This is a genomic window from Micromonospora sp. NPDC047527, from assembly GCF_040643015.1.
GTDB lineage: Bacteria > Actinomycetota > Actinomycetes > Mycobacteriales > Micromonosporaceae > Micromonospora.
In genome coordinates this window covers 1,205,671-1,230,489 of sequence record NZ_JBEYTK010000001.1, presented here as the reverse complement: position 1 = coordinate 1,230,489, position 24,819 = coordinate 1,205,671, and the positions used below count along the sequence as shown (strand labels likewise).

Here is a 24,819-nt window from a genome sequence, read left to right as displayed (position 1 = left end):
CGACCGCGACGGCAGACTGTGCCGATGCTGATCGTGTCCGCGTCCTCGACACTCGCCCTGCGCCGCTGGTGCGCGGACGACCTCGACGCGCTGCTGGCCGCCTACCGGGATCCCGTGCTGCGCCAGTGGACCCGGGTCCCGGTGACCACCGCCGCCGAGGGCCGGCGGTGGCTGGACCGGGTGCGCGACGACTGGGACGACGGCAACCGGTACGCGTTCGCCGTCCTCGACGGCGACGCGGCCGGTTCACCGCTGGTGGCGAACGTGGTGCTCAAGCGGGCCAACCTTTACCGGCCGGGCGCCGAGGTGGGGTACTGGACGGCGGCGTGGGCGCGTGGGCGGGGGATGGCCCCACGGGCGGTCACCGTGCTCAGCGAGTGGGCGTTCGACCGGTTTCCCGGGCTGCCCCACATCGACCTGATGCACCAGGTGGACAACGTCGCATCCTGCCGGGTGGCGCAGAAGAGCGGCTACCTGTTCCAGGAGGTGCTGCCGGCCCGGCCACCGTTCCCCCTCGACGGTCACCGGCACACACTGGCCGCCCCCTGAGTCAGTCGACGGCGGCCCGCCAACTCCAGGAGGTACGCCGTTCCCGGCCGGGCAGCTCGCCGCGGCCGGTCATCCACAGCAGCACGTCGGGTGCGTCGCCGTCCGGTGCGTCCGGGAAGAGGCGCCGCAGCACCAGCGCGCTCAGCCCCTGCGGGGGCAGCCATGGCACGCCCAGTCCTGCGGTGATGTCGTACGTGTGCAGCAGGGTTTCCGCCACACCCATCGCGGCGAAGCCGGCCGGGTCGCAGGGGCCGAAGTGCCAGGCCCGCACGTCCGGCCCGGCGGCGTCGACCACGGCGGCGAGCAGGCCGGCGCAGGCCCGCACCACCGCCAGCACCTCCGCCGGGCTCGCGGTGGGGGAGACCCGCAGGTCGTACGGGAGGTAGCCGTCCTGCGGGCGGCCGGTGACCTGCCCGGCGTACGCGAGCAGGTCGTGCGCGACGTGCGCGGCGGTGGTCCAGCAGCTCCACGTCAGCGTGCCGGCCGGCACCGACCAGTCGTGCTCCCGGTGCGGGTGCAGCACCCGGGTCATCTCGTCGGCCGCCTGGAGCAGGTCGGCGCCGGTCACCGCTGGCATCCGTCGACCCTCGCAGCGGCTCCGGCTCGGCGCAACCGGAATCGTCAGCCAGCGGACGCGGCGGCTCCGGGTTGGCGCAACCCGGTTCGTCAGCCGGCGGACGTGGCTGCGGCATCGAGGCGTGTCGTCGACCCGGCCGCCAGCGCGTCGGAGACGCCGCGGATCCCGGCGCGGATCATGTCGCCGTACGGATCGTCGGGCAGAGCGTCGGTGAGCTGGCGGGCCGTGGCCAGGTGCTCATGGGCAGGCCCGGTGTGACCGAGCCGCCGGTGCACGTCGGCGAGATTGAGATGCAGCGAGGGCAGGAAGCCGCGTACCCGCAGGGCGTCGTCGTGTTGCCGGGCCCGCTCGTCGGTCAGGTCGGCGACGGCGGCCAACGCGCGTTCGTCCCACACCAGCTCGGCCTCGGCGGTGTCCTGGAGGTCGGCGAGGTAGTGGGCGAGGGTGCAGCGGTGCAGGGCGTCGCCGGTGGGACCGATCTCGTCCCAGAGGGCGGTGAGCAGTTCGCGGGCCCGCGTCGGCGTACCGGATTGGCCGAGCTGCACCGCTTCGATGATGCGCGTCATGGTCGGGTCGGGTGTCGGCTGGTCGTCCATGCCGCCGATGCTCGGGCCTCGACCCGGTCGAGGGTCAAATCCGATTGAGCGCGCCGTCGGCGTTCCGTACGGTGCCCTCAACCCATCCCAGTGCGGACAGAGGACAAAAACGCGTGACCCCGCCTGCTCTGTAGACCTGACACCTTCTCGCGCTCACCTGTAGCCGACGCTGCCGTCGGCTCTTCCGGGCTGCCCTCGTGCGCCCGGTCATCCAGCGTTCGAGGCCGCGTATGACCGGCCTCTTGTCAGGTCTGGAGAGTCATGTCCTCACCACCGCATATCGTGCTGCCCTGGGTCGTTCGTCGAACCAGGTTGCCCCTGCTGTCGTTACGCTGCGTGGACTGCCGATCGGAGTCGGCCACCACCGGCCAGGGCAGGTTCCGCGTCAACGCCAACGGCAAACTGCTGGACGTGTGGCTGCTGGTCCGCTGCGTGTCCTGCGATCGGACCAGCAAACTCACCGTGCACGAGCGAAAGACGGTCGGATCCTTCGATCCCGTCGAACTTCGCGGCTACCGCCTCAACGATCCGGCGCTGGTGGCGTCCACGTTGTTGGATCCGCTGCTTGCCCGGCGCTGCCACTTCACCCTGGACTGGTCCGACGCCTGGCGACTGGACATCGGGCCGGCGCGGCTCGACGAGGCGTGGCCGGTCCGGGTAGCGGTCGCCTTCGAAGATCCCGTGCCGGTGCGCCCGGAACGGCTCATCGCACAGGGGCTCGGCCTCAGCAGGAACGAGGTGCGGCGGCGGGTCAAGTGCGACATTCCGTCGCGCCGTCCCACGAGCGCCGGATTCACCTTCACGGTGCTGGCCGGGGACTAGCGCGGCCGTAGCCGGGCGGACCACCCGGTCCGCCCGGCTACGGCTGAGCATGGATGCCATCTCGGGGCGATCAGGCGGCGTCGTCGCAGGCGGTGGCGGCGGACTTGTCCCGCCAGGCCGCGAGGTCGTCCTGGATGCTGGCGATCTTGACCAGCTGGCGTTCGATCGCGTCACGACCCAGGGCCAGATGCCCGGGCAGCTTGTCCCCACCGGTGACCTCGTAGATCAGGGCAGCGCCCTTGACCGGGTCACCGAGCTGGGTGTGGTTGGCGGTGTCGCTCCACTCCAGCGTCACGTGCGCGGGTGTGCCGTCGTACGCGGGGATGCGCTGCGCCGGGGTCGACAGCGAACTGGCGTCCAGGAAGTCGGTGCGGAAGACGCCAGGCTCCACGACCATGCTCTGGATCCCGAACGGCTCCAGCTCCACCGCGAGCGCCTCGCTGATGCCGGCCACCGCGAACTTCGAGGCGCTGTACAGGCTCACTCCGGGTTCGCCCTCGAATCCGGAGCGGGAGCCGATGTGCACGAGCTTGCCCGATCCGGCGGCTCGCATGACCGGCAGGACAGCCCGAGTCATGTTGATCAACCCGAAGACGTTCAGGTCGAACAGGGAGCGCGCCTCGTCGTCGCTGATCTCCTCCAGCGCGCCGAGCAGACCACGGCCCGCGTTGTTGACGAGTACGTCGATGCCACCGAAGTGCCGCACGGCCGTCTCGACGGCAGCGGTGATCTGCGAGGTCTGGGTGACGTCGAGGGCGACGCCGAGGACCCGGTCGGAGCGCCGCAGGTCGTCCGGCAGCTTCTGCGGGTCCCGGGCGGCTGCCACGACCGTGTCGCCGCCCCGGAGAGCGGCCCGCGCGATCTCCAGACCCAGCCCCCGGGATGCGCCAGTGATGAACCACGTCGACATGAGATGCCTCCATACTGTCTGTCAGGGAAGTGCCCCAGTGGGGCCTGACATCCACTGAACCAGCGCTGACGAGGCGAGACAGGCCGCAAAATGGCCCGCCTGATCGGGGGACAAAGTGGGCCACCCTTATCGTCGGCCTATCATCGGCTGATGCGCGACAGTGGGCAGATGGACCGTGAGCACAGCGCACCGATGGCAGAATTCCTCCGCTCCGCCCGCTCCCGGCTCACCCCGGAGGAGGCCGGGCTCGACGACCCCAACCTGGGTCGACGCCGGGTGTCCGGCCTGCGCCGCGAAGAACTCGCCCGGCTTGCCGGGGTGAGCGTGGACTACTACACGCGCCTCGAACAGGGCCGCAGCCGCAGCGCCTCCGCCGAGGTCCTCGACGCGCTCGCCACCGCCCTGCACCTGGACGACGCCGAGCGCAGCCACCTGCACACCCTCGCCCGGCCCCAGCCCGCCCGCCGCCGCCGCCCCCGCCCTCAGCGCGTCCACCCCGCCACCCTGGACCTGCTGGAAACCCTCCAGCAGGCCGGCCGCCCCGGCTTCGTCCTCGGGCGGCGCCTCGACGTGTTGGCCAACAACCCACTCGCCGGACGCCTGATCACCGACTTCCGCGCGCTCCCCGCCGCCGACCGCAACCAGGCCCGCTTCGTCTTCCTCGACCCGCACGCCCGCGAGCTGTACCGGGACTGGGCCCACGTCGCCGCGGACACCGCCGCCATGCTCCGCCTCGACGCGGGCCGCCACCCGGACGACCCGGCTCTGAGCGCCCTGGTCGGTGACCTGTCCATCCGCAGCGCGGAATTCCGGCGCTTCTGGTCGGACAACAAGGTCCACCGGCGCACGACCGGCACCAAGAACTACCACCACCCGCTCGTCGGCGACCTCACCATCAGCTACCAGGCCCTCACCCCCGGAGACGACCCGGACCAGACCCTCTTCGTCTACGGCACCGAAGCCGGCAGCCCGTCCGAGACCGCGCTGCGCCTGCTGGCCCAATGGAGTACGGCGGCAGCCGGCACCGGAAAGCCGCAGGACACAAGCGCCCGAAGCTCACGAGGGCGCTGATCAGCGCGCGTGCCCGTCACCCTTCCTGGCGCGGGTGTGGACGCCGCCACGGACGAGCAGGTCGTTCCTGGTTCGGAAACTACGGACGGCGCGGCTGCGGGGCCGAAGATCCGCGCCGCTATCAGGGCGATCCGGCGCCGGGGCAGGCAGCCCGCAGCGGGGTTGAAGGCGGGTGGGAGCATGATCGCATGGAGATTTTCGAGGACTCCCGCAACGTGTCGCGCGACGATCTGGCCGCCTGGCTTCGCCAACTCGCCAGTCAACTGGAATCCGATGGGCGGATCTTCTTCGGCGCCGCAGGCACCGTGCGGGTCCCCGACGAGGTCGAGTGTGAATTCGAGATCGAGGACGAGGACGGGGAGATCTCCGTCGAGATCGAGTTCACCTGGCCCAGCCCTCGGTCGGCCTCCGCCGACGCCTCAGAGGACGAGGACGCGGAGGAGTCGAACGACGAGGACGAAGACTCGGAGGAGTCGGAGGACGAGGACGAGCCGGCCGTGGAGAAGCAGGCCGCCACCGCCGCCGCTGTGGAGGTCACCGCCCCGGTCACGGCGGAATCCCTCGGTGCCGCACCGGCGGAGGCCGAGACCGCTGCCGCGCCGACCGAGGTTGAGGCCGCTGCCGCGGAACAGCCCGCGACCCCGGCTGAGGATGCCACGCCGGCCGCCGCCGAGCCTGCCGACACCGCCAGCGCGGAAGAGACGCCCGCGGCCGGTGCCGGCGAGGAGACTCCCGCCGAGAAGACGGCCGGCGAGGACACCGCCGCCGAGGCGGTCGACGCCGGCACCGCCGAGAAGACGGCCTGACCCCAGGTCCCGCGAGGTTCTCCGGAGAGCCACCCTGCGTGTCCTCCGGAGAACCGACACCGGCCCCCGGCAAACGGTTGCCCGCAGTTGCGGGGGAGATGGCGTCTTTGACGACCTGTCCGTGGTCGTCGAAATCCACTACCGCCTGTGCCGCTCAGGTGGGCAGTTCACCCGGTGAGGTCCTGGTGCCGGCCCACACCCGCCCGCCGAAGGTGCTACGGTCTGGTCCGCCGTGCATGGTCGCTACTTGAGGAGGTGAGTCCGATCAACGCTTTGACAGGCTGGGACTCCCTCTCCCGCACTGCCTAGGGAGCGCCCGCACAAGGCACCCCTGAAAGGCACGTACTCGGCATGCACATCCATGAAGAATTCTTCACTGTCGATGGTGTTCCCGCTGTCCTGTGGACCTCGGTTGATGACACCACGAACGTTCGCCCCCTGATCCTCATCGGCCACGGCGGCGGCCAGCACAAGACCGCCCCTGGCGTCCTGCACCGCGCCCACCATTTCGTGAACAGCGGATTCGCGGCAGTCTCGGTGGACGTCCCGAACCACGGCGACCGCCCGACCGACGACCGCTACCAGAGCATCGCCACCGAAATTGGGACCCGCGTCGACTCCGGCGAGGAACTGGCCCCCCTGCTCGCCGATTTCCACTCTCTGGTCGCCGAACAGACAGTCCCGGAATGGCAGGCCGTCCTGGACCACCTCGAGTTCGGATCAGTCGGCTACTGGGGCGTCTCGCTGGGCTGCGGGCTCGGAGTGCCGTTCGTGGCCGCCGAGCCCCAGGTCCGCGCGGCGGTTCTGGGTCTGGGCGGAGCCTCGGCCCCGGCTTGCGCGGAGGCCGCGGCACGGATCACCGTGCCGATCGAGTTCCTGGTTCAGTGGGAGGACGAGCGGGTACCGCGCGAGCAGAGCCTGGCCCTGTTCGACGCGTTCGGCTCGGCCGACAAAACCCTGCACGCCAACCCAGGCCGCCACGGCGACCGACTGCCCGACCACGAACTGGACAGCGCGGTCCGGTTTTTCACCCGCCACCTGACGCCGCACTGACCGACAGACCGTCCAGTGGTGCTCGCCGATGGGCAAGACCCACCTGGCGCGTCGCATCGTCGCCGAGGTCGAGCTGGCGACGACCGCGAGCGAGCGCAGGCTCGTCAGACCGACGACTTCGACGAGACGGGGCGGCGTGTACCTCGAGGTCGCTGACGCGACGCAGTAGTGGCGTTAGGCTCCCGGCCATGGGGCTGCTCACCTTCAGCATCAACGTCACTGTGGACGGCTGCGTCGACCACCAGGAGGGGATCGCCGACGACGAGACGCACGCCTTCTTCACTCGTCTCATGGACGAGAGCGGGGCGATGCTGTGGGGCCGCGTCACCTACGAGATGATGGAGGGCCACTGGCCGGCCGTCGCCCGCGGTGACGTGGAGGCGCCGCCGGCCATGCGTGAGTGGGCGGCCAAGCTGGAGGCTCAACCCAAGTACGTGGTGTCATCGACGCGCACGGACTTCCCGTGGACCAACAGCCACCACATCACCGGCGATCTGCGCGAGGGCGTGCAGAAACTCAAGGACGCGACCCCGGACGGGGTGCTGATCGGAAGCGGCAAGCTCGCGACCGAGCTCGACCGGCTGGACCTGATCGACGAGTACAAGCTGCTTGTTCAACCCATGATCGCCGGCCACGGCCCGACGCTGTACCAGGGCGGGCTGCCCGCCACTCGCCGGCTCGAACTGCTCTCGGCCGAGCCGCTGAGCAACGGCGTGATGTCCATGCACTACCGCCGCGCGCTCTGAATCACCGGAGTCCATCGCCGCCAGCTCAGCGGAATTCCTCCGCTCCGCCCTCTCCCGCCTCACCCCGAGGAAGCCGGCCTCGACGACCCCAGCCTGGGCCGACGCCGGGTGTCCGGCCCACGCCCGGATTGGCCGAGCCGCACCGCTTCGGTGCTGCTCGTCATGGTCGGGCAGGCGCTATGCGGACAGTCGCCCCAGCCATTCCGTCAGGAGTTGCTGTTCGGCGCCGCTGAGGGCGTTCTGGCTGGGCAGGGCGGCGCGCAGGGCGCGAGCGGCGCCCGCCAGGCCCTCTTCCCGCACGGCCGGTTCCTGATTGGTGACGGCGGTGATCATCGCTTCGCGCAGCGCGACCAGGAGGGCGGGGTCTCGCTCGGCGTCGGGCAGGGACAGCCAGGTCAGGACGGCGCCACGGGCGGTGGCGTGGATGATTTGGGCGGCGAGGTTCTCGTCGACGCGTAGTCGGCCCGCGACGGCCAGGCGGCGGATGCGGTCCATGAGCAGACCGAGGCCGAGCCGGAAAGCGATGGTGGACCGGGCGGGCTCGCCGTACATGAGCGCGTACAGAGCGGGGTTGGTCAGTCCGAACTCGACCGCGGTGTCCCAGCGGACGCGTAGTTCCTTGATCGGGTCCTGAGGGTCGGGGTCGATGTGCTTGGCGGCCAGGAACCGGGTGAACCCGTATTCGGCCACCGCGTCGAGCAGGGCCTCCTTGTCGCCGAACAGCCGGTACAGGGCCGGCGCCTGCAGTCCAGCGGCCTCGGCGACCGCGCGGGTGGTGACCGCGTCGCGGCCCCCGCGCTCCAACAGGTCGATTGCGACATCCATGATCCGGCGGCGCGTCTGTTCGCGCGCGTTGCCGTCGGGCTTCGCGGCAGACGGTGAGCGGTTCGGGTCACCAGGCATGTATCAAGGATAACCCGTACCAGATACCGAGGATATTGCCAGCGTTAACACCGTCACGTTTACAACGTTAGTATCAGTGATACCGTGATGGCGATTCCGTCGGAAACACCAGTGAGGGAGCGTCACCATGTCCGACCGTCTGCGGATCATCGGGGTGGAAGAGACCGTCGTGGTACCCGCCGTCTACGAGGCGTACCAGCGAGCCGGATCGCCGCGGATCCCCGCCCGCGGCTTTGGGGACAACCCGATCGCGACGAACCTGCGCGAGGTCGGCGAGCGGCGGCTGGCCCACATGGATGACCAGGGCATCGACGTCGCGGTGCTGTCCCTGTCCTCGCCCGGCGTCCAGGACCTGCCGCAGGCCGACGCGATCACGGTGGCACGTGACGCCAACGACCAGCTCGCGGAGATCGTCGCCGCGCACCCAGACCGGTTCCAGGCGTTCGCCGCGATCCCCACCCAGTCGCCCGGCGCGGCCGTGGCCGAACTGGAGCGCGCGGTGGTCCAGCTGGGCTTCCCCGGCGCCATGCTCTACGGCCGCACCGGGGACAAACTGGCTGACCACCCGGACAACGACCAGTTGTACGCCGCCGCCGAGCGGCTCCGGGTGCCGCTGCACTTCCACCCGCAGATGCCGGTCCAGCCGGTCATCGACGCCTACTACTCGAACATCGGCCCGATCGGCACCCCGCTGGCCGGGGCGGCGATCGGCTGGTACTACGACCTGGGCGTGCAGTACCTGAGGATGATCTTCTCGGGTGTCTTCGACCGGTTCCCCGACCTACAGGTGATCGCCGGACACTGGGGCGAGGTTGTTCTGTTCTACCTCGACCACACCGGATTCTTCGCCGCGGCCGGTGGCCTTCAGCGACCACTCGCGGACTACTTCACGCAGAACTTCTGGGTCGCCGGCAGCGGCACCAACAGCCCCCGCTACCTGCGCTGGACCGCCGAGATCATGGGCACCGACCGGATGCTCTACTCCACCGACTACCCCTTCACCTACGGCTTCCGCCCCGGCGGCTTCCCCTACGTCGACACCAGCAACGGCGCCGCCCGCTCCTTCCTGGAGAACGCGCCGTTCAACGACGACCAGAAGGCCGACATCGCCCACCGCAACTGGGAACGCCTCACCGCCCGCGCAGCCAAGCCGACAGCGGTCTGACCCAGCACACCGGCCGGTCGGACCGCCGCCGCGCACTCGCCACCTGGGCCGACAGATCACCTTCCTGACAAGCGCCCGGCCAGATTATCGGATTGCCATTACCGGCAATCCGATAATCTGGCCGGGCATTACGGACATAACGGCACGACATCATAATGACAGTTAATGTGCGTAAGGAATCAGGATGGTGTAGATCCGATCATCAGACGGTTATGAGTCGCCCGGCACTGGGCTCACCGCATGGGAGGTGGAAGGGGCTCTAGCTCCGGGCGTACGCCGCACGGGCCTGGGCCACCTCGGCGGCCTGGCGCTCCCGCCAGCGGCGCTGACTTTCCCGGTTGCAGGCGCGGCACGTCCGCCGGTATCGCCCCGTCGACTCGTCGACTTCGCGGTCGTGCCCGTTGCGGCAGGTCGGTGCCTGTGCGCGCGTACGGCAGTTGTCCGCATGACTGATCTGCCGCAGGTGAGTGGGCTCGACGCAGTCCTTGACGTCGCAGAGGTGGTCGACATCCAGGGCCGGGTCGTAACCGCCGACGAAGGCGGCGTAGGCCGCGATGTGCGCCCAGGCCCGGCCCGCGACCTTCTGGTAGACGCCGCGCTGGGTGCCGTAGCCACGGATGATCAGGCAGCCGTCGTTGGTTCGGACGGAGCGCTCCAGCAGATACTCGCGCAGAGTGTCCTCGGTGAAGTGTCGTGACAGACCCTTGACCCCGCTGAGCACGCCGCCACTCTAGCTGGACGTGAGACGGAAGCGGGCCGCCTGTGCGGGCAGGTCCACGTCGGTGCCGTCGGCGACGTCCGCGCAGGGCACCAGCCGTACCGCGTCGCCCTGGGCACGCAGGTAGTCCCGCGCGCCCCGGTCGCCGGTGGCCGCCGTGGCCACGCCGGGCCAGTGGTCGCGGCCGAGCAGCACCGGATGCCCTCGACGACCGTCCTGGTAGGTGGCCGCCGCGAGGGAGTCGGCGGTGACGTCACGCGCCACCCGGCGTACCGCCTCGGGGGTGAGGCCGGGCATGTCGACCAGGGTGACCACGGCGGCCTCGATGGTGTCGGACGTCAGGGCGGACAAACCGGCCCGCAGCGACGAGCCCATGCCCGTCGCCCAGTCGTCGTTGACCACCACGCCGGGCAGCCGGGTGCGGGCGCGGACCTGGTCGGCCTGCGCGCCGAGCACCACCACGACGGGCTGGCAGCCGGCGGCCGTGAGGATCGCGGCGGCGTGCTCCACCAGGAGTTGCCCCCGGTAGGACAGGAGGGCCTTCGGCATGCCGAACCGGCGGCCGGCACCGGCCGCGAGGAGCAACCCCGCCGTAGCCATGCGCCGAGGGTAATGGTCAGCCGGTGCGGCGTACCTCGGTGTCCCAGATCTGCGCCCACGGACGCCGCAGCCCCCGGCACACGTAGATCGGGCCACCGTTCTCGTCGTTGTCGACCTCGACCCGCTGGTCCACCCGCCCGCCGAGCGCGCACGCGTCGAACCAGGCGGTCAGCGGCTCGGGGCGCTCCCAGCCGACGGCGATCACCACGTCGGCGTCGGCGGGTGGCCGGCCGAAGTCGACCATGCTGTTGTGCCCGGAGTGCGCGTGGGGAAGACCACGGGCCGGGCCGTAGCGGGCCACCGCGCCGGCCTCGCCGTAGTTGCCGGTCAGGATGACCGCTCGCGAGCGCTCCTCGGGCGGCAGCCCACGATGGACGGCGGCGAGCGAGTCGGCGAACGCCGGCCAGCCGATGGTCTCTCCGGCGTCGTAGTTGACGTCGACCACGAACCCGGGCAGTCGCTCGGCCGGCAGCACCGGCAGCAACAACACGATGCTGGGCAGGAGGAACAGCGGCACGCCCACCGCGAGCAGCCCGCGACGCAGCCAGACGGACCCGCGCGACGCCCAGGCGACGGTGACCACCGCGCCGGCGGCGGTGAGGACCAGCATCAACGGCGCGTCGTAGTAGCCCTTGCCGCCGGCCGCCAGCACGACGCCGACCACGACCAACCAGGACCAACCCATCGCCCGGTACGCCCGCCACTCCGGCCGGCGCAACAGCGCGACGAGGCCGGCGATCCAGATCGGTACGGCGTACGGGCTGATGATGACGAACTGGAGGAAGAGCGCGTCGAGGCGGCCACTGTAGGAGCTGTCGCCGTCGGCGATGGAGGCGGCCACACCGAGTTGCGGGAACCCGTGCGTCGCCTGCCAGATCAGGTTCGGCGCGGCCAGCAGTGCGGCGATCGCGGCGGCGGCGAGCACCCACCTGTCGCCCAGCAGCCGACGTGGCCCGGCGATGGCCACCCCGGCGATCAGACCCACGGCCAGCAGCGCGGGCAGCACCTTGTTGAGCATGCCCATGCCGAGCGCCAGCCCGATGCCGAGAGCCCACCGGGTGTCCCCGGTGCGCAGCAACCGCACCGCACACCACGCCGCGACCAGCCAGACCAGCAGGTCAATGGTCGTGGTGCTGAGCAGGTGCCCGTTGGCGAGCACGATGCCGGACAGCGCGGCCAGCACCGCCGTGCAGGTCTGCGCGGCACGGCCGGCGCCCAACTCGCGGGCGATGGCGGCGACCAGCAGGACAGCGCCGCCGGCCAGCAGTGCCGACGGCGTGCGCAGCACCACCAGGTTGCCCGGCGCGATCGTGTCCAGCAGGCGGGCCAGCGCCGGGACCAGGGGGCCCTGGTCGACGTAGCCCCAGTCGAGGTGGCGGCCGGCGAGCAGGAAGTACAGCTCGTCGCGGTGATAGCCGTAACGGCCGGCGAGCAGCAGCAGCGTCACGCTGGTGATCGCGGCCACCAGGAACGGGCCGAGCGCACGCGGGCCGGGCGTCGGCGGCCCCACCTGCGGGGAGGTCGGCGCAGGCTGGTGAGGGCGGTCGGTGGCGGTGCCGAGATCGCTCACGCGCCCATCATCACCGATGCGTCACGCCGGTTCATACCCGCTAACTGGTTGCTTCGCGCGTCAGCTCCCGGTCCGGCCATGGGGGACCGATCCGGCAAGATTTCGCCGAGGCCGCCTGGTGTGCGCCAACGCGGCGTCGACGAATGCTCCGACGCCGACCTGCGCGGCGTCCGCGAGCTGGGCGATGAGCAGCAGTCGATGTGAGCAGTCCTCGGAGTGGTCGATCTGCGCGGCCAGACGTGGCCCCTGGTCCCACCCGTCCGGGCCCAGCTCGTCGGCGAGCAGTCCTGCGGTGTCCCTGAGGACCTGGTGCACCCACGCGTGGGGCAGCCGCAGGAGGCGGTCGACGCAGGTCCGGAACTGCGCGTGATCCTTCTGGTTGGCCGCTCGTACCCCGGCCACCACGGCGTTCCACAGCTCCTGCTCCGCCGGTGTGGGCACCTGCCACATCACTATCTCCTCTCTGTGTGCCGGGCTCGCGGCTCGGCGTCTTTGTTGGGGTGGCCGGCACGGGCCCGTAGGAGGCGAGGCCCGTGCCGGCCGACGGTGATCACCTCTCATCACCGTCTGCGCCAACGGCGGCTCGGCCGGGCCGTGTCGATGTCCGGCCGTGCCGTCGCGGCGTGCTGTGGCGCCGAAGAACACTCACGTGAGTACGTGTTCGTGGCGCGTTTCTGGGACGTCCTGCCCTTCCGCCAGAGCGGCCCCCGAAGCCGGCTGTACCGTCCGATCCCGCGCTGGCGCTCGCGGCGGTCGGGGCCAGGGCAGAAAGCGAGGCGACCGTCGTGCGCTGAGGTCCTCGATCCAGCCGAGGGTCAGAACCACGCCGATGAGCAGCACCAGGGCCACCACCAGGTAGCCCACCATGCCGATTCGCCAGACCCCGAGTAGGTCACCGACGGCGAAGCAGACGGCAATGGCGGCGTTGTGCCAGAGGTAGATGGTCAGGGCTCGGCTGTTCAACGCGGTGACCAGCCGGTCGAGCGGCCGGATCCGGGCCAGCCAGGTCATCGGTGGGGACAGCCGCAACAGCAGCAGCACGAACCCGAGCGACCAGAACGCCTGCGCCACCGGGATGTCGTTGAGGTCCAGCCCGGCATCGCGGTGGGTGGTGAGCCAGCCGACGGCGAGGCCCAGACAGAGCGCTGCCAGGGCCAGCAGGGACCGGAGCGGGATACGTCGCAGCCGACCGTCGCGGTGTGCGAAGCCCACCAGCCAGCAAGCGCCAAACGTGGCCAGGTCGGTCACAACCGAATCCACCGGGCCGCCCAGTGCCGGCGCCGCGGTCTGCAGCAGGACCACGCCGGCGAGCGGTGTCAGCACGGACCACACCGGCCAGCGTCGGTACAGCGTCAGCACCGCGGGGGAGAGCAGCACGAACCACAGGTACGCGACGAGGTACCACAGCACACCCGTGACGTCCGCCGCCCACGCACTGCCTGGTGGTTGCAGCAGCGGGACCAGCCAGCTCAGCAGCGCCGGCCAGCCCGGACGGTCGGACCAGCCGTGCCAGAGCATCAAAGGCAGCAGCACGATGCCCATGGCCCACAGCGCCGGTAGCAGGCGCCGAAGCCGACCGCTGACCGCCCGCTGCGGCGACCGGTCGAGGGAACTGGCCATCAGGGAGCCGCCCAGCGCGAACATCACGCCCATGGCGGGGAAGGCGAAGCTCAGCCAGGCGGCCCCGAACATGTGGTAGGTGATGACCCGAGCCAGCGCCAGCGCCCGCAGCGCGTCGAACCAGCGGTCGCGCCCCTCACGTCGGTCCGCCACCGGGGAGACGGCGCGGCGGTTGTCGTCCACGACGTCACCGGCCCGCTTGAGTTTGCGCCAGCCCAGCCGGGCACCGGTCAGCGCGGTCACCACGGACCGGGCCAGGACCAGGTACATCAACTGGCGGTAGACGAACTGTTGGATCGGCAGGGTCAGCAGCGGGCGCATCCGTTCCCGGTCGAGCCGGAAGGCCACCGCGGCGGTCGCGGCCTGGACGACCAGCATCGCCACCCAGGCCACCGCGGTCTTCGTCGTGTCCATGAAGAAGAGGCCATAGAGGGCGAGCAGGTCCAGCACCGGGCCGAGCAATGGCAGCACCACGCCGAAGAGGGCGAGCATCGGCAGACCGAACCGGCCGAACCGGCCCGCGGCGCCCCGGTCGAACACCGCGCGCCGGTGCTTCCACATCGCCTGCATGGTGCCGTAGCTCCACCGGTAGCGCTGCCGCCACAACTCGCGCACGGTGGCGGGCGCCTCCGTCCAGGCGCGGGCGCGGTCCTGGTACACCACCCGCCACCCGGCCCGGAGGATCGCCATGGTGATGTCGGTGTCCTCGGCCAGGGTGTCGCCGCTCATTCCTCCGACGCCGAGCAGGGCGCGGCGGCGGAAGGCCCCGATCGCCCCGGGGACGGTGGGGATGCAGCCCAGCCGCTCGTAGAACCGGCGATCCAGGTTGAAGCCGATGACGTACTCGATGTGCTGCCACTGGCCGAGCAGCCGGCGCCGGTTGGCGACCTTGACGTTGCCGGCCACCGCTCCGATCCGTGGGTCGTTGAACGGCTCGATCAGCCGTCGGATCGCGTTCGGCTCGAAGATGGTGTCCGCGTCGACGGTCACGATGATGTCGTGCGAGGCGTACCGGATCCCGGTGTTGAGGGCGCTGGCCTTGCCGCCGTTGGGTTTGCGGATCACCCGGACGCCGTCCAGTCCCAGTGCGTCGACAAGGTCCGCCGTGCCGTCGGTCGAACCGTCGTCGACCACGATCACCTCGATGTCCCGGTGGTCGTTGGCCACCAGCGAACGGACCGTGGCGACGATTCCGGCTTGTTCGTTGTACGCGGGCACGATCACCGACACCGGTGCGTCGAACGATCCCCAGGGCCAGCGGTGCGCCCGTCTGCGCCGGGCGAGCCTGCCGGCGATCAGGAGCAGCAGCAGCGTCCGGACCAGGATGAGGGCCCCGACGACCACGAAGAGCAGGGCGAGTACGCGCAGGATCGAGTCCGCCAACTGGATCGCCCACACCACGGGGGCGGCCCGCCAACGGTCCATGGTCGACGTGGGGACGTTGCCGACGAACGGCGCCGCTCCTGGCCGCGCCCGGTTCATCCCGTCGCTCACCGTGGTGAAGGTGTAGCCGCGCGCCTGCATCATCGGGATGAACCGGTCCAGCGCCGCGATGGTCTGCGACCGGTCTCCGCCGGCGTCGTGCAGCAGCACCACGGCGCCCGCTCCGTCGGTCGGCGTCATGTTCCGCACGATCGCGTCCACGCCGGGTCGGTCCCAGTCGTCGCTGTCGACGTCGTTCACCACCGTCAGGTAGCCGAGCCGGCCGGCGTCGCGGATCACCGGCCAGTTCGCGTCGTCGACGGCGCTGGGCAGCGAGGAGTAGGGGAAGCGCAGCAGGCTGGTCCGGACGCCGGCCGCGTCCACGATCGCCATCTGGGTCTGCGCGTACTCCATCCGTTGTCGCCATCCCGGCAGCAGGCTCACGTCGGGGTGGGTGAAGGTGTGCACGCCGAGCTCGTGACCCTCCTGGACGGACCGCTGGACCAGGTCCCCGTGCCTGGCGACCTGCGAGCCGATCACGAAGAAGGTGGCCGCGGCTCGGTGTCGGTGCAGGACGTCCAGCACCTGCGGGGTCCAGTCGGGGTCTGGTCCGTCGTCGAAGGTGAGGGCGATGGTCCGCGCGGGCAGGCGGTAGGAGCGGGGCTGGTCGTACCGGGCGTCGAGGACCGGCCCGCCGTTGAGGACATCGGTCGGGACGGTGCCCTGTCCCTCGGAATCCCGCACGTGATCGGGTCTGAAGCTGGAGTTCGCGTACGCCTCGACCAGCAGCACGCAGACCACCACCGTCACCAGGGAGGCACAGACGAACCGGCCGATGCCACCGGATCGACGGTCACCGGCGCGGCTGGTGGCGCGGCGGCGACGGTTCGTCAGGGTCATCCGGTCACCCACGGCGCGAGCCCGGACGTGATCGGCCGGTTCTCGACGGGCTCGGGGCTGGGCTCGACCGGCGTGGACATGGTCGGCGAATCGGTGACGGGCGGTGGCGGGTCCTCGGGCAGCGGGGCCGGCGGCGAGGTCGGGGCCACCGGGGTGGTGGGCGGGCGACTGGTCGGGGGCATGGGGGTAGCGGACGGGCGACCGGTCGGAAGCACGGTGGTCGGGTGGCTGGGCTCGGGTGGGTCGATCGACGGCATGGCGGTCGGCGCCACAGCGTCCGGTGCCGGTTCGGTCGGGAGTGGTGGACCATCCATGGTGTCCTCCGGCTCCGGCGTGAGGTTCAGGTCCGGATCGCCGAGCGGCGGTGGCTCCGTGGGAGGGTGCTCCCCGGTCCCGCCGGCGGGGTCACCGACGGACAGTGGAGCGGGCTGCGTCGGCGTCGGCGGACCGGGGAGCAGGGCGGTGGCGGCCATCGGTAGGTAGCTCAGCGAGGCGGCTGCGACAAGCACGCCCGCGCGTCGTAGCCAACGGTGGCGGACGCCGGTGGCGTCCACGAACACCGGTTCGACGGGTCGGGACAGGACAGTGGGCGGAACGTGCTGAGGGCGACCTGGCGACCCATCGAAAGACATGTGAGCGGACACCGATCGAGGCTATGTGGAGCTTGTCAATGTATGTCCTGATTGGTGCGTCAGGGCCCAGCGGGATATTTCGGCATCCGAACATCCGGAAACAGGGGCCGCGAGCGGTCAAACAGAACGATCGTGAGTGGAATAGTGAAACGGGATGACTGACGCAGAAGGCGTTCCATGCCCAAAGAGGTTTAAGGGTGATGAATAGGGATGAAAAGCGCCCGGTGATCTATTCGCTCCGCCTCCCTCATCCGGTCGGGGGCGGCGGTGGCAGGATCGGCTGGTTCGCTCGACCGGAAGGAAGACATGCGCTATCGCACTCTGGGCGCCACCGGCACGGTGGTGTCGACCCTCTGTCTGGGCACGATGACCTTCGGCGCGGAGACCGACGAGGCCGGCAGCTTCGCCCAACTGGACCGGTTCGTCGAGGCCGGTGGCACGTTCATCGACACCGCCGACGTCTACTCGGCCGGCACCTCCGAGGAGATCGTCGGTCGCTGGCTGCGGGCGCGGCCCGACCTGCGCGACCGCCTCGTCATCGCCACCAAGGGCCGGTTCCCGATGGGCCCGGGGGCGAACGACGCCGGCCTGTCCCGGGTGCACCTCAGCCGGGCTCTGGACGCCAGCCTGCGCCGGCTCGGCGTCGAGGCCGTCGACCTCTACCAGGCGCACGCCTGGGACCCGCTGACCCCGCTGCCGGAGACGCTGCGCTTCTTCGACGACGCGGTCCGCGCCGGCAAGATCCGCTACGCGGGCGTCAGCAACTTCACCGGGTGGCAGTTGCAGAAGGCGGCCCTGCTCACCCAGCACCTCAACCTCACCCCGATCGTGACCCTGCAACCGCAGTACAACCTGCTGGCCCGGGAGATCGAGTTCGAGCTGGTGCCGGTCTGCGAGAACGAGGGCATCGGCATCCTGCCGTGGTCGCCGCTGGGTGGCGGCTGGCTGACCGGCAAGTACCAGCGCGACACCACGCCCACCGGCGCCACGCGCCTCGGCGAGAACCCGCAGCGTGGCGTCGAGGCGTACGCCGGTCGCAACGCCGACGAGCGCACCTGGCGGGTGCTCGACGCGGTTGGCCGGGTCGCCGGGGAACGCGGCGTGTCGATGTCGGCGGTGTCGCTGGCCTGGCTGGCGGCGCGACCGGCCGTCACCTCGGTGATCCTCGGCGCGCGGACGATGGAGCAGCTCGACGACAACCTGACCGCCGCCGACCTGGTCCTCGACGCCGAGCAGATGCGACTGCTGGACGAGGCGAGCGCCCCGCTGGTGGGCGACTACCCGTACGGCGGCGCGGGTGTGCGCCAGCGCGGCCGCGAGCTACCGACCACGTCATGACGTCGTTTCCCGAGCCCACCAGCCCGGCCGGCAGCCGCACCGAGGTTTTCCTGCGCTACCTGGACTACTTCCGGGAGTCGATGGTGGCCAAGGTGTCGGCGCTGGCCGAGCCGGAGCTGCGGCACAGCCGCCTACCGTCGGGGTGGACCCCGTTGGAGCTGCTCAAGCACCTGCGCCACGTGGAGCGGCGCTGGATCGAGTGGGGTTTCCAGGGCCGGGACGTCGCCGAGCCGTGGGGCGACCGCCGGGGGGACCGCTGGCACGTCGCCCCCGACGAGACCCGCGCGGACCTGGTGGCGGAGCTGCGGGCGCAGGGCGCGCACACCAGCGCGGTGGTGTCGGCGCACGACCTGGCGGAGGTCGGCGCGCCGGGTCCGCGCTGGAACGGCGCCGACCCGGCGACGCTGGAGCGGGTGCTGTTCCACCTGGTCCAGGAGTACGCCCGCCACCTCGGTCACCTCGACGTGGTCGCCGAACTCGCCGGCGGCCCGACCGGCGAGTGAGCCCGTCAACTCCATAATGGGCAAATGCCGCTGCTCGTCGCACCCGCCCTGCCCGCCGGGAGCCTCGGCGCCCAAGAGCAACCCCACCTTCCGGTACGCCCCGGGCTGACGCTGCGGCCGTGGCGCGACGACGACGCCACGGCCGTGCGGGCCGCCTTCGACTGTCCGGCGATCCAGCGGTGGCACGTCCGCCGTCTGGACGGTGACGACGAGGCGCGGGCGTGGACTGCGCAGTGGGAGCGTCGTTGGCGCGACGAGACGGACGCGAGCTGGGCGATCGTCGACGCCGACGACCAGCCGGTCGGTCAGGTGGGGTTGCGGGGTGTGCTGCTGGCCGAGGCGTCGGCGCAGGTGTCGTACTGGGTGTTGCCTGCCGCGCGTGGTCGGGGGATCGCCACCGCGGCGCTGCTCGCACTGGCCCGGTGGAGCTTCACGCGGGCCGGTCTGCACCGGCTGGCCCTGGAGCACTCGACCGCCAACGCGGCGTCGTGCCGGGTGGCCACCCAGGCCGGCTTCACCGTGGAGGGCGTGCTCCGTGAGTCGGTTCGCCACGCTGACGGGTGGCACGACATGCACCTGCACGCTCGGCTGGCTTAGCGGGCTTCGGCCCAGCCGACGAAACGCGGGGTCAGGTCGGGAAGCGCGACGCCCGGGTTGAGCGCGGTGAGATCGGCGGTGGCTGCCTCCTGGACCTTCGCCAGGTGCGTCAACAGGCCCGGCCGATCCTCGCGGTACTCGCCGAGGAGGCGCAGCTTCGCGGCCGAACACGGCCACAGGATGCCGCAGACCGGGCAGCGCCACGACGGCCGCAGTGGGGAGTGCTTCGCGCGCTTCCCTCGTCCCGCTTCGACCTCGCGGGCTCTTTTCTCATCCGGCACGGCTCATCCTCTCGTCGCGGTGTGGGAAGGGGCCGCTCCCGTGAGTGCTCGCCCGCCGGCAGCGGCCCCTACGAACGCGTCCGCCGGGTTCGGGTCCCTGCCGGCCGCGCCGTCTACACCGCACTTTGCCGGGGGTCGCTGGACAAACACACAGCGTTACGTAATCTCCTTGACGCAGCTGGTTTGTTCCAGGGGAGGGTCGGCATGAACCACGCCTTTGTCGCAGCGCTCGCTCAAGCGGGCCACACTGCCGAGAGCCTCGCCGGTCAGATCGGTGTGCATCCGAAGACCGTCGCCAGATGGGCCAACCCGGGGCACATTCCGCAGAGTCGCCACCGTGCGACTGTCGCAGGGCTCCTGGCAAGAGATGCCGACTCGCTGTGGCCGGACGTCGTCCGTCGCCGCGAACCGGTGTGGTTCCGACCCTGGGTCGACCTCGAACGGGAGGCCGTGACGCTGCGGTCGTTCCAACTCGCGTGGGTGCCCGGCCTGCTGCAGACGGAGGCGTATGCGCGGGCGACCCTGGCCGGCGGGGTGCTGACACCGGACGCGGTCGCCGAATTCGCCGAGGCGCGGATCGGCCGGCAGGCGATTCTCGGCCGTGCCGGCGGGCCCCTGCTGATCGCCGTGCTGGACGAGGGGGTGCTGCGGCGGCGCGTCGGCGACGACCGCGCGTTGATGGCATCGCAACTCGCCCGCCTGCTCGGGCACGCCGAGATGGGCACCGTCCAGCTCCACATCGTCCCGGGGGACGCGCCCAGCTATCCCGGGCTCGACGGACCCTTCACCATCGCTGACATGCCGGACGGTTCGCGGGTGGCGCACGTCGACGGTCCGGCACAGGCGCAGATCCTCGAGCAGCCATCGGACCTTGTTAGCCTGGAACGACGGTGGGAGCGGATTCGCGGAGAGGCACTGCCCCGAGGGCGTTCCTTGGACCTTCTCAGAGAAGCGGCAGCAGCATGGACATGAGCGGTGCGCGGTGGCGTAAGAGCACGAAGAGCGGCGGCAACGGTGGTGACTGCGTCGAGGTTGCCGACAACCTTCCGGGCGTGGTCCTCGTTCGTGACACGAAAGACCGCGACGGCGGGACGCTGACCTTCAGCCCGGAGTCGTGGCGTGGCTTCGTCGCGATGGCACGCGACGCCGGCTGACCGACCACCACGCACGAGGGCTCCCGACGCTGCTCGGGGGCTTTTGCGTCAGCCGGGCACTGCCACCGGAGCCGAAATTGCCTGGCGGCCCGCGTACCCTGCTGAGAGGGTGACCGGTGTGACTGCGGATGCTGTGGCCGGGGCCCTGGCCGACGACGGACGACGCCGGATCTTCGCGACGATCGTGCTGGGCGCGACCAGCGCGGCCGAGGTCGCCGAACGGACCGGCCTGCCGGCACGGGTGGTGCTCACCGGGGTCCGTCGGCTCGCCGACGCCGGCCTCGTCACCGGTCCTGACGGCACACTCGTGGCCGACGAGGCGTCGCTGCGGGCGATTGCGCGCGAGCGCCGCCCGGCCGACGACGCCGAACCGGCCGCTGATCCGGTGCTGCGGACCTTTGTGCGCGCGGGTGTCCTGGTGGGCATGCCGGCGCAGCGGGGCCGGCGGCGGGTGCTGCTGGCACACATCGCGGAGCGGTCGTTCGCACCGGGGACGCGCTATCCCGAGCGGGCAGTCGACGACGCGCTCAAGCCGTGGTGCGCCTCGGGCGGGTCGGACCACGCGACGCTGCGTCGGTACCTGATCGACGAGCAGTTGCTCACCCGCGAACACGGCATCTACCAGCGGCCCTGATCGTCCGCCCCGCTCGGGATTGCCGGGATCGGGAAATGCCGTTGACCGGGTGCAGATGATCGACAGGTGACCACCGCCGTCCGGCCCACCTGGCTGACCACCACCGCCCGCCCCGACCATCCCGACGCTGTCCTGCTGCTGCGGGAGTACATGACGGAGATGGTGGTTCGCTATCACCGTCGTCCGGCCCTGCCCGGCGAGGTCGACGCCGCGTTGGCCGAACTGCCCAGCGACGATCTGGCGTACCCCGGTGGTCTGCTGTTGCTCGCCCACCACGGCGCCGATCTGGCCGGCTGCGCCGGGCTGCGGTGGCAGCCCGACTGGGCCGAGCTGACCCGGGTGTTCATCCGCCCCGCGCACCGCGGCGCCGGCGGGGGCGCCGCCCTGCTGGCCGACGTCGAGCAGCGGGCGCGGGCGGCCGGGGCGGCCCGGATCCGCCTCGACACCCGCCACGACCTGGTCGAAGCCCGCGCCCTGTACGCCCGGCACGGCTACGTCGAGATCCCGGCGTACTCGCGGGGCCCGTACGCCGAGCACTGGTTCGAGAAGCAGTTGACGCCCGCTTCCGGACGCGGTAAATAAGAAGAGGAAGTTGAGTCGCCAAGGCTCAAGTCATCACCTTCGGCCAGGAGAACCGAGGAGGCACGAAAATGTTGATGCGTACCGACCCGTTCCGCGAGATCGACCGGCTCGCCGAGCAGTTCTTCGGTACGGCAGCCCGTCCCGCGACGATGCACCTGGACGCCTACCGCGACGGGGACCACTTCTACGCGGCGTTCGACCTGCCCGGCGTCGACCCGGACACCATCGACTGCACCGTCGAGCGCAACGTGCTCACCGTCCGCGCCGAGCGGCGCCGACCCGCCGGCGACGGCATCGAACTGGTCGCCGCCGAGCGCCCGATGGGCACGTTCACCCGGCAACTGTTCCTGGGCGACACCCTGGACACCGACAAGCTGGAGGCCGGGTACGAGAACGGGGTGCTGACGCTGCGCATCCCGGTCGCCGAGCGGGCCAAGCCCCGCCGGGTGACGATCACGGCCAACGGCGACACGCGCCGGCAGATCAACGCCTGACAGACACCGCGCGAGCCTCGGCGGCCGGCACCTGGTTGCGGGTGCCGGCCGCCGGCTGTCGTGCGGGCGCGACATCGGTCGGTGGGTAGAGCGCGGCGAGCGCGTGGGCGGTGTCGGCGACCTGTTCCCGCAGCTCGGCCGGGCCGAGCACCTCCACCTGCGCGCCGAGCTTGAGCATCTCGACGCGACCGTGTCGCACCGACTCGATCGGCACCGTCGTCGTGACCCAGCCGTCCGCGTCCGGCGCGCTGGCGCGGTCGTGTGCCGCCCGGCTCATCGTCGGCGGGAACAGGTGCACCGTCTGCGCCAGCGCCGACACGGTCATCCGCACCTGGGCCTCGGCGCGGTAGACGCCGCGCTCGTAGCGCTCGGTGTGCTCCTGCCAGCAGACTGCCAGGTCGAACCCGTCCGGCCGGTCCGTAGGCTCGTCCAGCACGGTCAGGTCCAGGATCGCGCCCACCCGGTAGGTGCGTACCTGCCCGGACGCGGCGGCCACCAGATACCAGCGGCCGGCCTTGAGCACCACGCCGAGCGGGTCGAGAGTCCGCTGCACCTCCCGGGGCGCCTGCCACCGGCGGTACCGCACCTGGACCCGGCGGTCCTCCCAGACGGCGGTGGCCAGCGCGGCCAGATGCGGTGTGGGTTCGGGCTCACGAAACCAGGTCGGCGCGTCCAGGTGGAACCGCTGGCGGATCCGTGCGCCCCGGTCCGCGAGGTCCGCCGGCAGCGCCGCCTGGAACTTCAGCTCCGCCGTGGCCAGCACCGAACCCAGGCCCAACTCGGCGGCCGCGTCGGGCACGCTGGTCAGGAACAGCGCCTCGGCCTCGTCGGCGGTCAGCCCGGTCAGCCGGGTGCGGTAGCCGTCGAGGAGGCGGTAGCCACCGGCGGGGCCGCGCTCGGCGTACACCGGCACGCCGGCCGCGCCCAGCGACTCGACGTCGCGGTACACCGTCCGGACCGACACCTCCAGGGCCTCGGCCAGTTCGGCAGCGGTCATCCGCCCCCGGGTCTGCAGGAGCAGCAGCAGGGACACCAACCGGCTCGCGCGCACCGCCCGACGGTAGCCGGCACGCGGGAGGCGGCCCCACCCGGCGGCGTCGGCGCGCCTGCATGGCAATCCCATCTACTACTGAGAAGCTTTTTCACATGGTGTCTTCCGGCGCTCCGGTGCTCGCCCGCCCCACCGCCCGACCGGCCCTGCCCGGCGGACCGGTCGACGTCACCGAGGCGTGGCTGCGCAACCGCCGGCTGTCCGCGCACACCCGCGACGCCTACCGGCGCGACGTCACCGCCTGGCTCACCTGGTGCGCCGGCCGCGACCTCGACCCGCTGCGGGCCAGCTTCCTGCACGTCAACGAGTACGCTCGCGCGCTGGAGTCCACCCTCGCCGCCCGCAGCGGCCGACCACTGACCCCGGCGACCGTGGCACGCCGGCTCTCCGCGCTGTCCAGTTGGTACGACTTCCTCGTCAAACTCGGCGGGGTGCCGGCCAACCCGGTCTCCGGCGCGGACCGGCCCCGCGTCGACCGGGACCACTCCGCCACCGTCGGCCTGAGCCCCGAAGAGGTCGACGCCCTGCTCAGCGCCGCCGACGCGGACACCGGCCCGACCGCCGCCCGCAACCGGGCGGCGATCGCACTCCTGGCCGACCTGGGCCTGCGGGTCGGGGAGTTGGTCTCGCTGAACCTCAGCGACCTGGGCACCGAACGCGGGCACCGCAGCGTGCGCTTCGTCGGCAAGGGCGGCAAGCAGCGCCGCCGCGCCCTCACCCCCGGCACCGGGTACGCGCTGGACGCCTACCTGGCCCAGCGGGCCGCCGCCACCGGGGTGCCGGTGACGCAGCTGGCCGGGCCGCTGCTGGTCACCGCCAGCGGCGCCCGACTGGACCGGCACTCGGTGTTCCGGATGGTCCGCCGGCTCGCCCGCGCCGCCGGCATCCCCGCCTGGGCGAGGCTGTCCCCGCACTCGCTGCGGCACGCCTTCGCCACCACCGCCCGCTCGGAGGGCGTCCCCCTCGAAGACGTGCAGGACGCGATGGGGCACGCCGACCCGCGGACCACCCGCCGCTACGACCGGGACCGGCACAACCTCGACCGCGACCCGGCGTACGCGGTGTGGGCGGCCCGGTCCCGTCGTCGCGGCTGACGTCGCGCCCGTCAGCCCTGAGGGCGGGGGCAGATGCAGAACGGCTGGCCGATCGGGTCGATGAGCACCACCCACCGTTCGCCGCCGGGCTGGAACTCGGGCCTCGACGCCCCCGCGGCGACGAGGTCCTTCTCGGCCACGGCCAGGTCGTCGACGTAGAGGTCCAGGTGGTAGCGCTTCTGCCCGGCCGGGTCGGGCCAGGCCGGCGGCTGGTACCCCTCGACCAGGCCGAAGCCGATCGAAGCACCGCCGCCGCTGATCATCGCGTACTCGGCTTCGCTGTGGGTGATCTCCCAACCCAGGGCACGGTGGTAGAAGGCGGCGTGCGCGGCAGGGTCGGAGCTGTCCAGGTTGACCATTGCGAGGTCGGCGGTTGTCGTCATGTCCGCAGTCTGCGCCGAGTACCTGCCAACCACTGTCAGGTACGTCGG

At 71.3% G+C, this 24,819-nt stretch carries 30 protein-coding genes; 17 read left to right on the top strand and 13 right to left on the bottom strand.

The window, feature by feature from the left end; all coding sequences use genetic code 11:
- Positions 1 to 24: 24 nt before the first annotated feature.
- Complete coding sequence (locus ABZ808_RS05345) at positions 25 to 549, top strand: GNAT family N-acetyltransferase (protein WP_357001205.1); 525 nt, start codon at positions 25 to 27, stop codon at positions 547 to 549.
- 1 nt (position 550) lies between these two features.
- Here ABZ808_RS05345 and ABZ808_RS05340 read toward each other — a convergent pair whose 3' ends face one another.
- Positions 551 to 1,126 (bottom strand): maleylpyruvate isomerase N-terminal domain-containing protein, encoded by a 576-nt coding sequence (locus ABZ808_RS05340; RefSeq protein WP_357001203.1) that lies wholly within the window; start codon positions 1,124 to 1,126, stop codon positions 551 to 553.
- An 89-nt stretch (positions 1,127 to 1,215) separates the two neighbouring features.
- Complete coding sequence (locus ABZ808_RS05335; RefSeq protein WP_357001200.1) at positions 1,216 to 1,722, bottom strand: hypothetical protein; 507 nt, start codon at positions 1,720 to 1,722, stop codon at positions 1,216 to 1,218.
- Positions 1,723 to 2,058: 336 nt separating this feature from the next.
- Between ABZ808_RS05335 and ABZ808_RS05330 the strand changes: the two genes are divergently transcribed.
- On the top strand, positions 2,059 to 2,544 hold the full coding sequence (locus ABZ808_RS05330) for a DUF1062 domain-containing protein (RefSeq protein WP_357001198.1): 486 nt from the start codon (positions 2,059 to 2,061) through the stop codon (positions 2,542 to 2,544).
- A gap of 70 nt (positions 2,545 to 2,614) precedes the next feature.
- Here the strand turns inward: ABZ808_RS05330 and ABZ808_RS05325 are convergent, their stop codons facing one another.
- Complete coding sequence (locus ABZ808_RS05325; protein WP_357001194.1) at positions 2,615 to 3,454, bottom strand: SDR family NAD(P)-dependent oxidoreductase; 840 nt, start codon at positions 3,452 to 3,454, stop codon at positions 2,615 to 2,617.
- 150 nt (positions 3,455 to 3,604) lie between these two features.
- Between ABZ808_RS05325 and ABZ808_RS05320 the strand changes: the two genes are divergently transcribed.
- The 5 genes from ABZ808_RS05320 (at position 3,605) to ABZ808_RS05300 (ending at position 7,130) form a co-directional block, all read left to right on the top strand.
- Positions 3,605 to 4,525: a helix-turn-helix transcriptional regulator gene (locus tag ABZ808_RS05320; protein WP_357001191.1), complete on the top strand. Its 921-nt coding sequence runs from the start codon at positions 3,605 to 3,607 to the stop codon at positions 4,523 to 4,525.
- A 188-nt stretch (positions 4,526 to 4,713) separates the two neighbouring features.
- Positions 4,714 to 5,331 (top strand): amphi-Trp domain-containing protein, encoded by a 618-nt coding sequence (locus tag ABZ808_RS05315; RefSeq protein ID WP_357001187.1) that lies wholly within the window; start codon positions 4,714 to 4,716, stop codon positions 5,329 to 5,331.
- 351 nt (positions 5,332 to 5,682) lie between these two features.
- Positions 5,683 to 6,384, top strand: a complete 702-nt coding sequence (locus ABZ808_RS05310; RefSeq protein WP_357001184.1) for an alpha/beta hydrolase — start codon at positions 5,683 to 5,685, stop codon at positions 6,382 to 6,384.
- Positions 6,385 to 6,412: 28 nt separating this feature from the next.
- Positions 6,413 to 6,553, top strand: a complete 141-nt coding sequence (locus ABZ808_RS05305; protein ID WP_357001181.1) for a hypothetical protein — start codon at positions 6,413 to 6,415, stop codon at positions 6,551 to 6,553.
- Between the two features lie 19 nt (positions 6,554 to 6,572).
- On the top strand, positions 6,573 to 7,130 hold the full coding sequence (locus ABZ808_RS05300) for a dihydrofolate reductase family protein (RefSeq protein ID WP_357001178.1): 558 nt from the start codon (positions 6,573 to 6,575) through the stop codon (positions 7,128 to 7,130).
- A 177-nt stretch (positions 7,131 to 7,307) separates the two neighbouring features.
- Here the strand turns inward: ABZ808_RS05300 and ABZ808_RS05295 are convergent, their stop codons facing one another.
- Positions 7,308 to 8,033, bottom strand: coding sequence for a TetR/AcrR family transcriptional regulator (locus ABZ808_RS05295; protein WP_357001176.1), 726 nt, complete (start codon positions 8,031 to 8,033; stop codon positions 7,308 to 7,310).
- Between the two features lie 127 nt (positions 8,034 to 8,160).
- On the opposite strand from ABZ808_RS05295, the gene ABZ808_RS05290 reads away from it, so the two are divergent.
- Entirely contained in the window at positions 8,161 to 9,198 is a 1,038-nt protein-coding gene (locus ABZ808_RS05290) for an amidohydrolase family protein (RefSeq protein WP_357001174.1), read from the top strand.
- A gap of 259 nt (positions 9,199 to 9,457) precedes the next feature.
- On the opposite strand, the gene ABZ808_RS05285 is transcribed toward ABZ808_RS05290, so the two are convergent.
- The 6 genes from ABZ808_RS05285 to ABZ808_RS05260 all read right to left on the bottom strand — a co-directional run bounded on the left by ABZ808_RS05285 (position 9,458) and on the right by ABZ808_RS05260 (position 16,537).
- A complete protein-coding gene (locus ABZ808_RS05285) occupies positions 9,458 to 9,919 on the bottom strand; it encodes an HNH endonuclease (RefSeq protein WP_357001172.1) in 462 nt (153 codons plus the stop codon).
- 9 nt (positions 9,920 to 9,928) lie between these two features.
- Positions 9,929 to 10,516, bottom strand: coding sequence for a nucleotidyltransferase family protein (locus ABZ808_RS05280; RefSeq protein ID WP_357001169.1), 588 nt, complete (start codon positions 10,514 to 10,516; stop codon positions 9,929 to 9,931).
- 16 nt (positions 10,517 to 10,532) lie between these two features.
- Positions 10,533 to 12,086, bottom strand: coding sequence for a glycosyltransferase family 39 protein (locus tag ABZ808_RS05275; protein ID WP_357001166.1), 1,554 nt, complete (start codon positions 12,084 to 12,086; stop codon positions 10,533 to 10,535).
- Between the two features lie 60 nt (positions 12,087 to 12,146).
- On the bottom strand, positions 12,147 to 12,536 hold the full coding sequence (locus ABZ808_RS05270; RefSeq protein WP_357001163.1) for a hypothetical protein: 390 nt from the start codon (positions 12,534 to 12,536) through the stop codon (positions 12,147 to 12,149).
- A 195-nt stretch (positions 12,537 to 12,731) separates the two neighbouring features.
- Positions 12,732 to 16,028 (bottom strand): glycosyltransferase, encoded by a 3,297-nt coding sequence (locus ABZ808_RS05265; protein ID WP_357001160.1) that lies wholly within the window; start codon positions 16,026 to 16,028, stop codon positions 12,732 to 12,734.
- Positions 16,025 to 16,537 (bottom strand): hypothetical protein, encoded by a 513-nt coding sequence (locus ABZ808_RS05260; protein ID WP_357001156.1) that lies wholly within the window; start codon positions 16,535 to 16,537, stop codon positions 16,025 to 16,027. The genes ABZ808_RS05265 and ABZ808_RS05260 overlap by 4 nt, the downstream gene beginning before the upstream one ends.
- 429 nt (positions 16,538 to 16,966) lie before the next feature.
- Between ABZ808_RS05260 and ABZ808_RS05255 the strand changes: the two genes are divergently transcribed.
- The 3 genes from ABZ808_RS05255 to ABZ808_RS05245 are packed head-to-tail and all read left to right on the top strand — an operon-like array spanning position 16,967 to position 19,098.
- The gene (locus ABZ808_RS05255; RefSeq protein ID WP_357001153.1) at positions 16,967 to 17,998 is read left to right on the top strand and encodes an aldo/keto reductase; all 1,032 of its coding nucleotides are present in this window, start codon (positions 16,967 to 16,969) and stop codon (positions 17,996 to 17,998) included.
- Complete coding sequence (locus ABZ808_RS05250) at positions 17,995 to 18,501, top strand: DinB family protein (protein WP_357001150.1); 507 nt, start codon at positions 17,995 to 17,997, stop codon at positions 18,499 to 18,501. Before ABZ808_RS05255 ends, ABZ808_RS05250 begins: the two co-directional genes overlap by 4 nt.
- Before the next feature lie 24 nt (positions 18,502 to 18,525).
- The gene (locus ABZ808_RS05245; RefSeq protein WP_357001147.1) at positions 18,526 to 19,098 is read left to right on the top strand and encodes a GNAT family N-acetyltransferase; all 573 of its coding nucleotides are present in this window, start codon (positions 18,526 to 18,528) and stop codon (positions 19,096 to 19,098) included.
- Here ABZ808_RS05245 and ABZ808_RS05240 read toward each other — a convergent pair.
- Positions 19,095 to 19,379 carry a flavin reductase gene (locus ABZ808_RS05240; RefSeq protein WP_357001144.1) on the bottom strand — a complete coding sequence of 95 codons (285 nt, stop codon included), beginning with the start codon at positions 19,377 to 19,379 and terminating at the stop codon, positions 19,095 to 19,097. The genes ABZ808_RS05245 and ABZ808_RS05240 overlap by 4 nt on opposite strands.
- Before the next feature lie 204 nt (positions 19,380 to 19,583).
- On the opposite strand from ABZ808_RS05240, the gene ABZ808_RS05235 reads away from it, so the two are divergent.
- The 5 genes from ABZ808_RS05235 (at position 19,584) to ABZ808_RS05215 (ending at position 22,243) form a co-directional block, all read left to right on the top strand.
- The gene (locus ABZ808_RS05235; protein ID WP_357001142.1) at positions 19,584 to 20,351 is read left to right on the top strand and encodes a DUF5753 domain-containing protein; all 768 of its coding nucleotides are present in this window, start codon (positions 19,584 to 19,586) and stop codon (positions 20,349 to 20,351) included.
- On the top strand, positions 20,342 to 20,533 hold the full coding sequence (locus ABZ808_RS05230; protein ID WP_357001139.1) for a DUF397 domain-containing protein: 192 nt from the start codon (positions 20,342 to 20,344) through the stop codon (positions 20,531 to 20,533). Before ABZ808_RS05235 ends, ABZ808_RS05230 begins: the two co-directional genes overlap by 10 nt.
- Before the next feature lie 118 nt (positions 20,534 to 20,651).
- The gene (locus tag ABZ808_RS05225) at positions 20,652 to 21,167 is read left to right on the top strand and encodes a DUF2087 domain-containing protein (RefSeq protein ID WP_357001136.1); all 516 of its coding nucleotides are present in this window, start codon (positions 20,652 to 20,654) and stop codon (positions 21,165 to 21,167) included.
- Between the two features lie 66 nt (positions 21,168 to 21,233).
- Positions 21,234 to 21,749 (top strand): GNAT family N-acetyltransferase, encoded by a 516-nt coding sequence (locus ABZ808_RS05220; protein ID WP_357001133.1) that lies wholly within the window; start codon positions 21,234 to 21,236, stop codon positions 21,747 to 21,749.
- 68 nt (positions 21,750 to 21,817) lie between these two features.
- Positions 21,818 to 22,243, top strand: coding sequence for an Hsp20/alpha crystallin family protein (locus ABZ808_RS05215; protein ID WP_357001130.1), 426 nt, complete (start codon positions 21,818 to 21,820; stop codon positions 22,241 to 22,243).
- On the opposite strand, the gene ABZ808_RS05210 is transcribed toward ABZ808_RS05215, so the two are convergent.
- Positions 22,233 to 23,294, bottom strand: coding sequence for a YafY family protein (locus ABZ808_RS05210; protein ID WP_357001126.1), 1,062 nt, complete (start codon positions 23,292 to 23,294; stop codon positions 22,233 to 22,235). The genes ABZ808_RS05215 and ABZ808_RS05210 overlap by 11 nt on opposite strands.
- 95 nt (positions 23,295 to 23,389) lie before the next feature.
- Between ABZ808_RS05210 and ABZ808_RS05205 the strand changes: the two genes are divergently transcribed.
- Positions 23,390 to 24,388, top strand: coding sequence for a tyrosine-type recombinase/integrase (locus ABZ808_RS05205; RefSeq protein WP_357001124.1), 999 nt, complete (start codon positions 23,390 to 23,392; stop codon positions 24,386 to 24,388).
- A gap of 11 nt (positions 24,389 to 24,399) precedes the next feature.
- On the opposite strand, the gene ABZ808_RS05200 is transcribed toward ABZ808_RS05205, so the two are convergent.
- Positions 24,400 to 24,771, bottom strand: a complete 372-nt coding sequence (locus ABZ808_RS05200) for a VOC family protein (protein WP_357001122.1) — start codon at positions 24,769 to 24,771, stop codon at positions 24,400 to 24,402.
- Between the last annotated feature and the right edge of the window lie 48 nt (positions 24,772 to 24,819).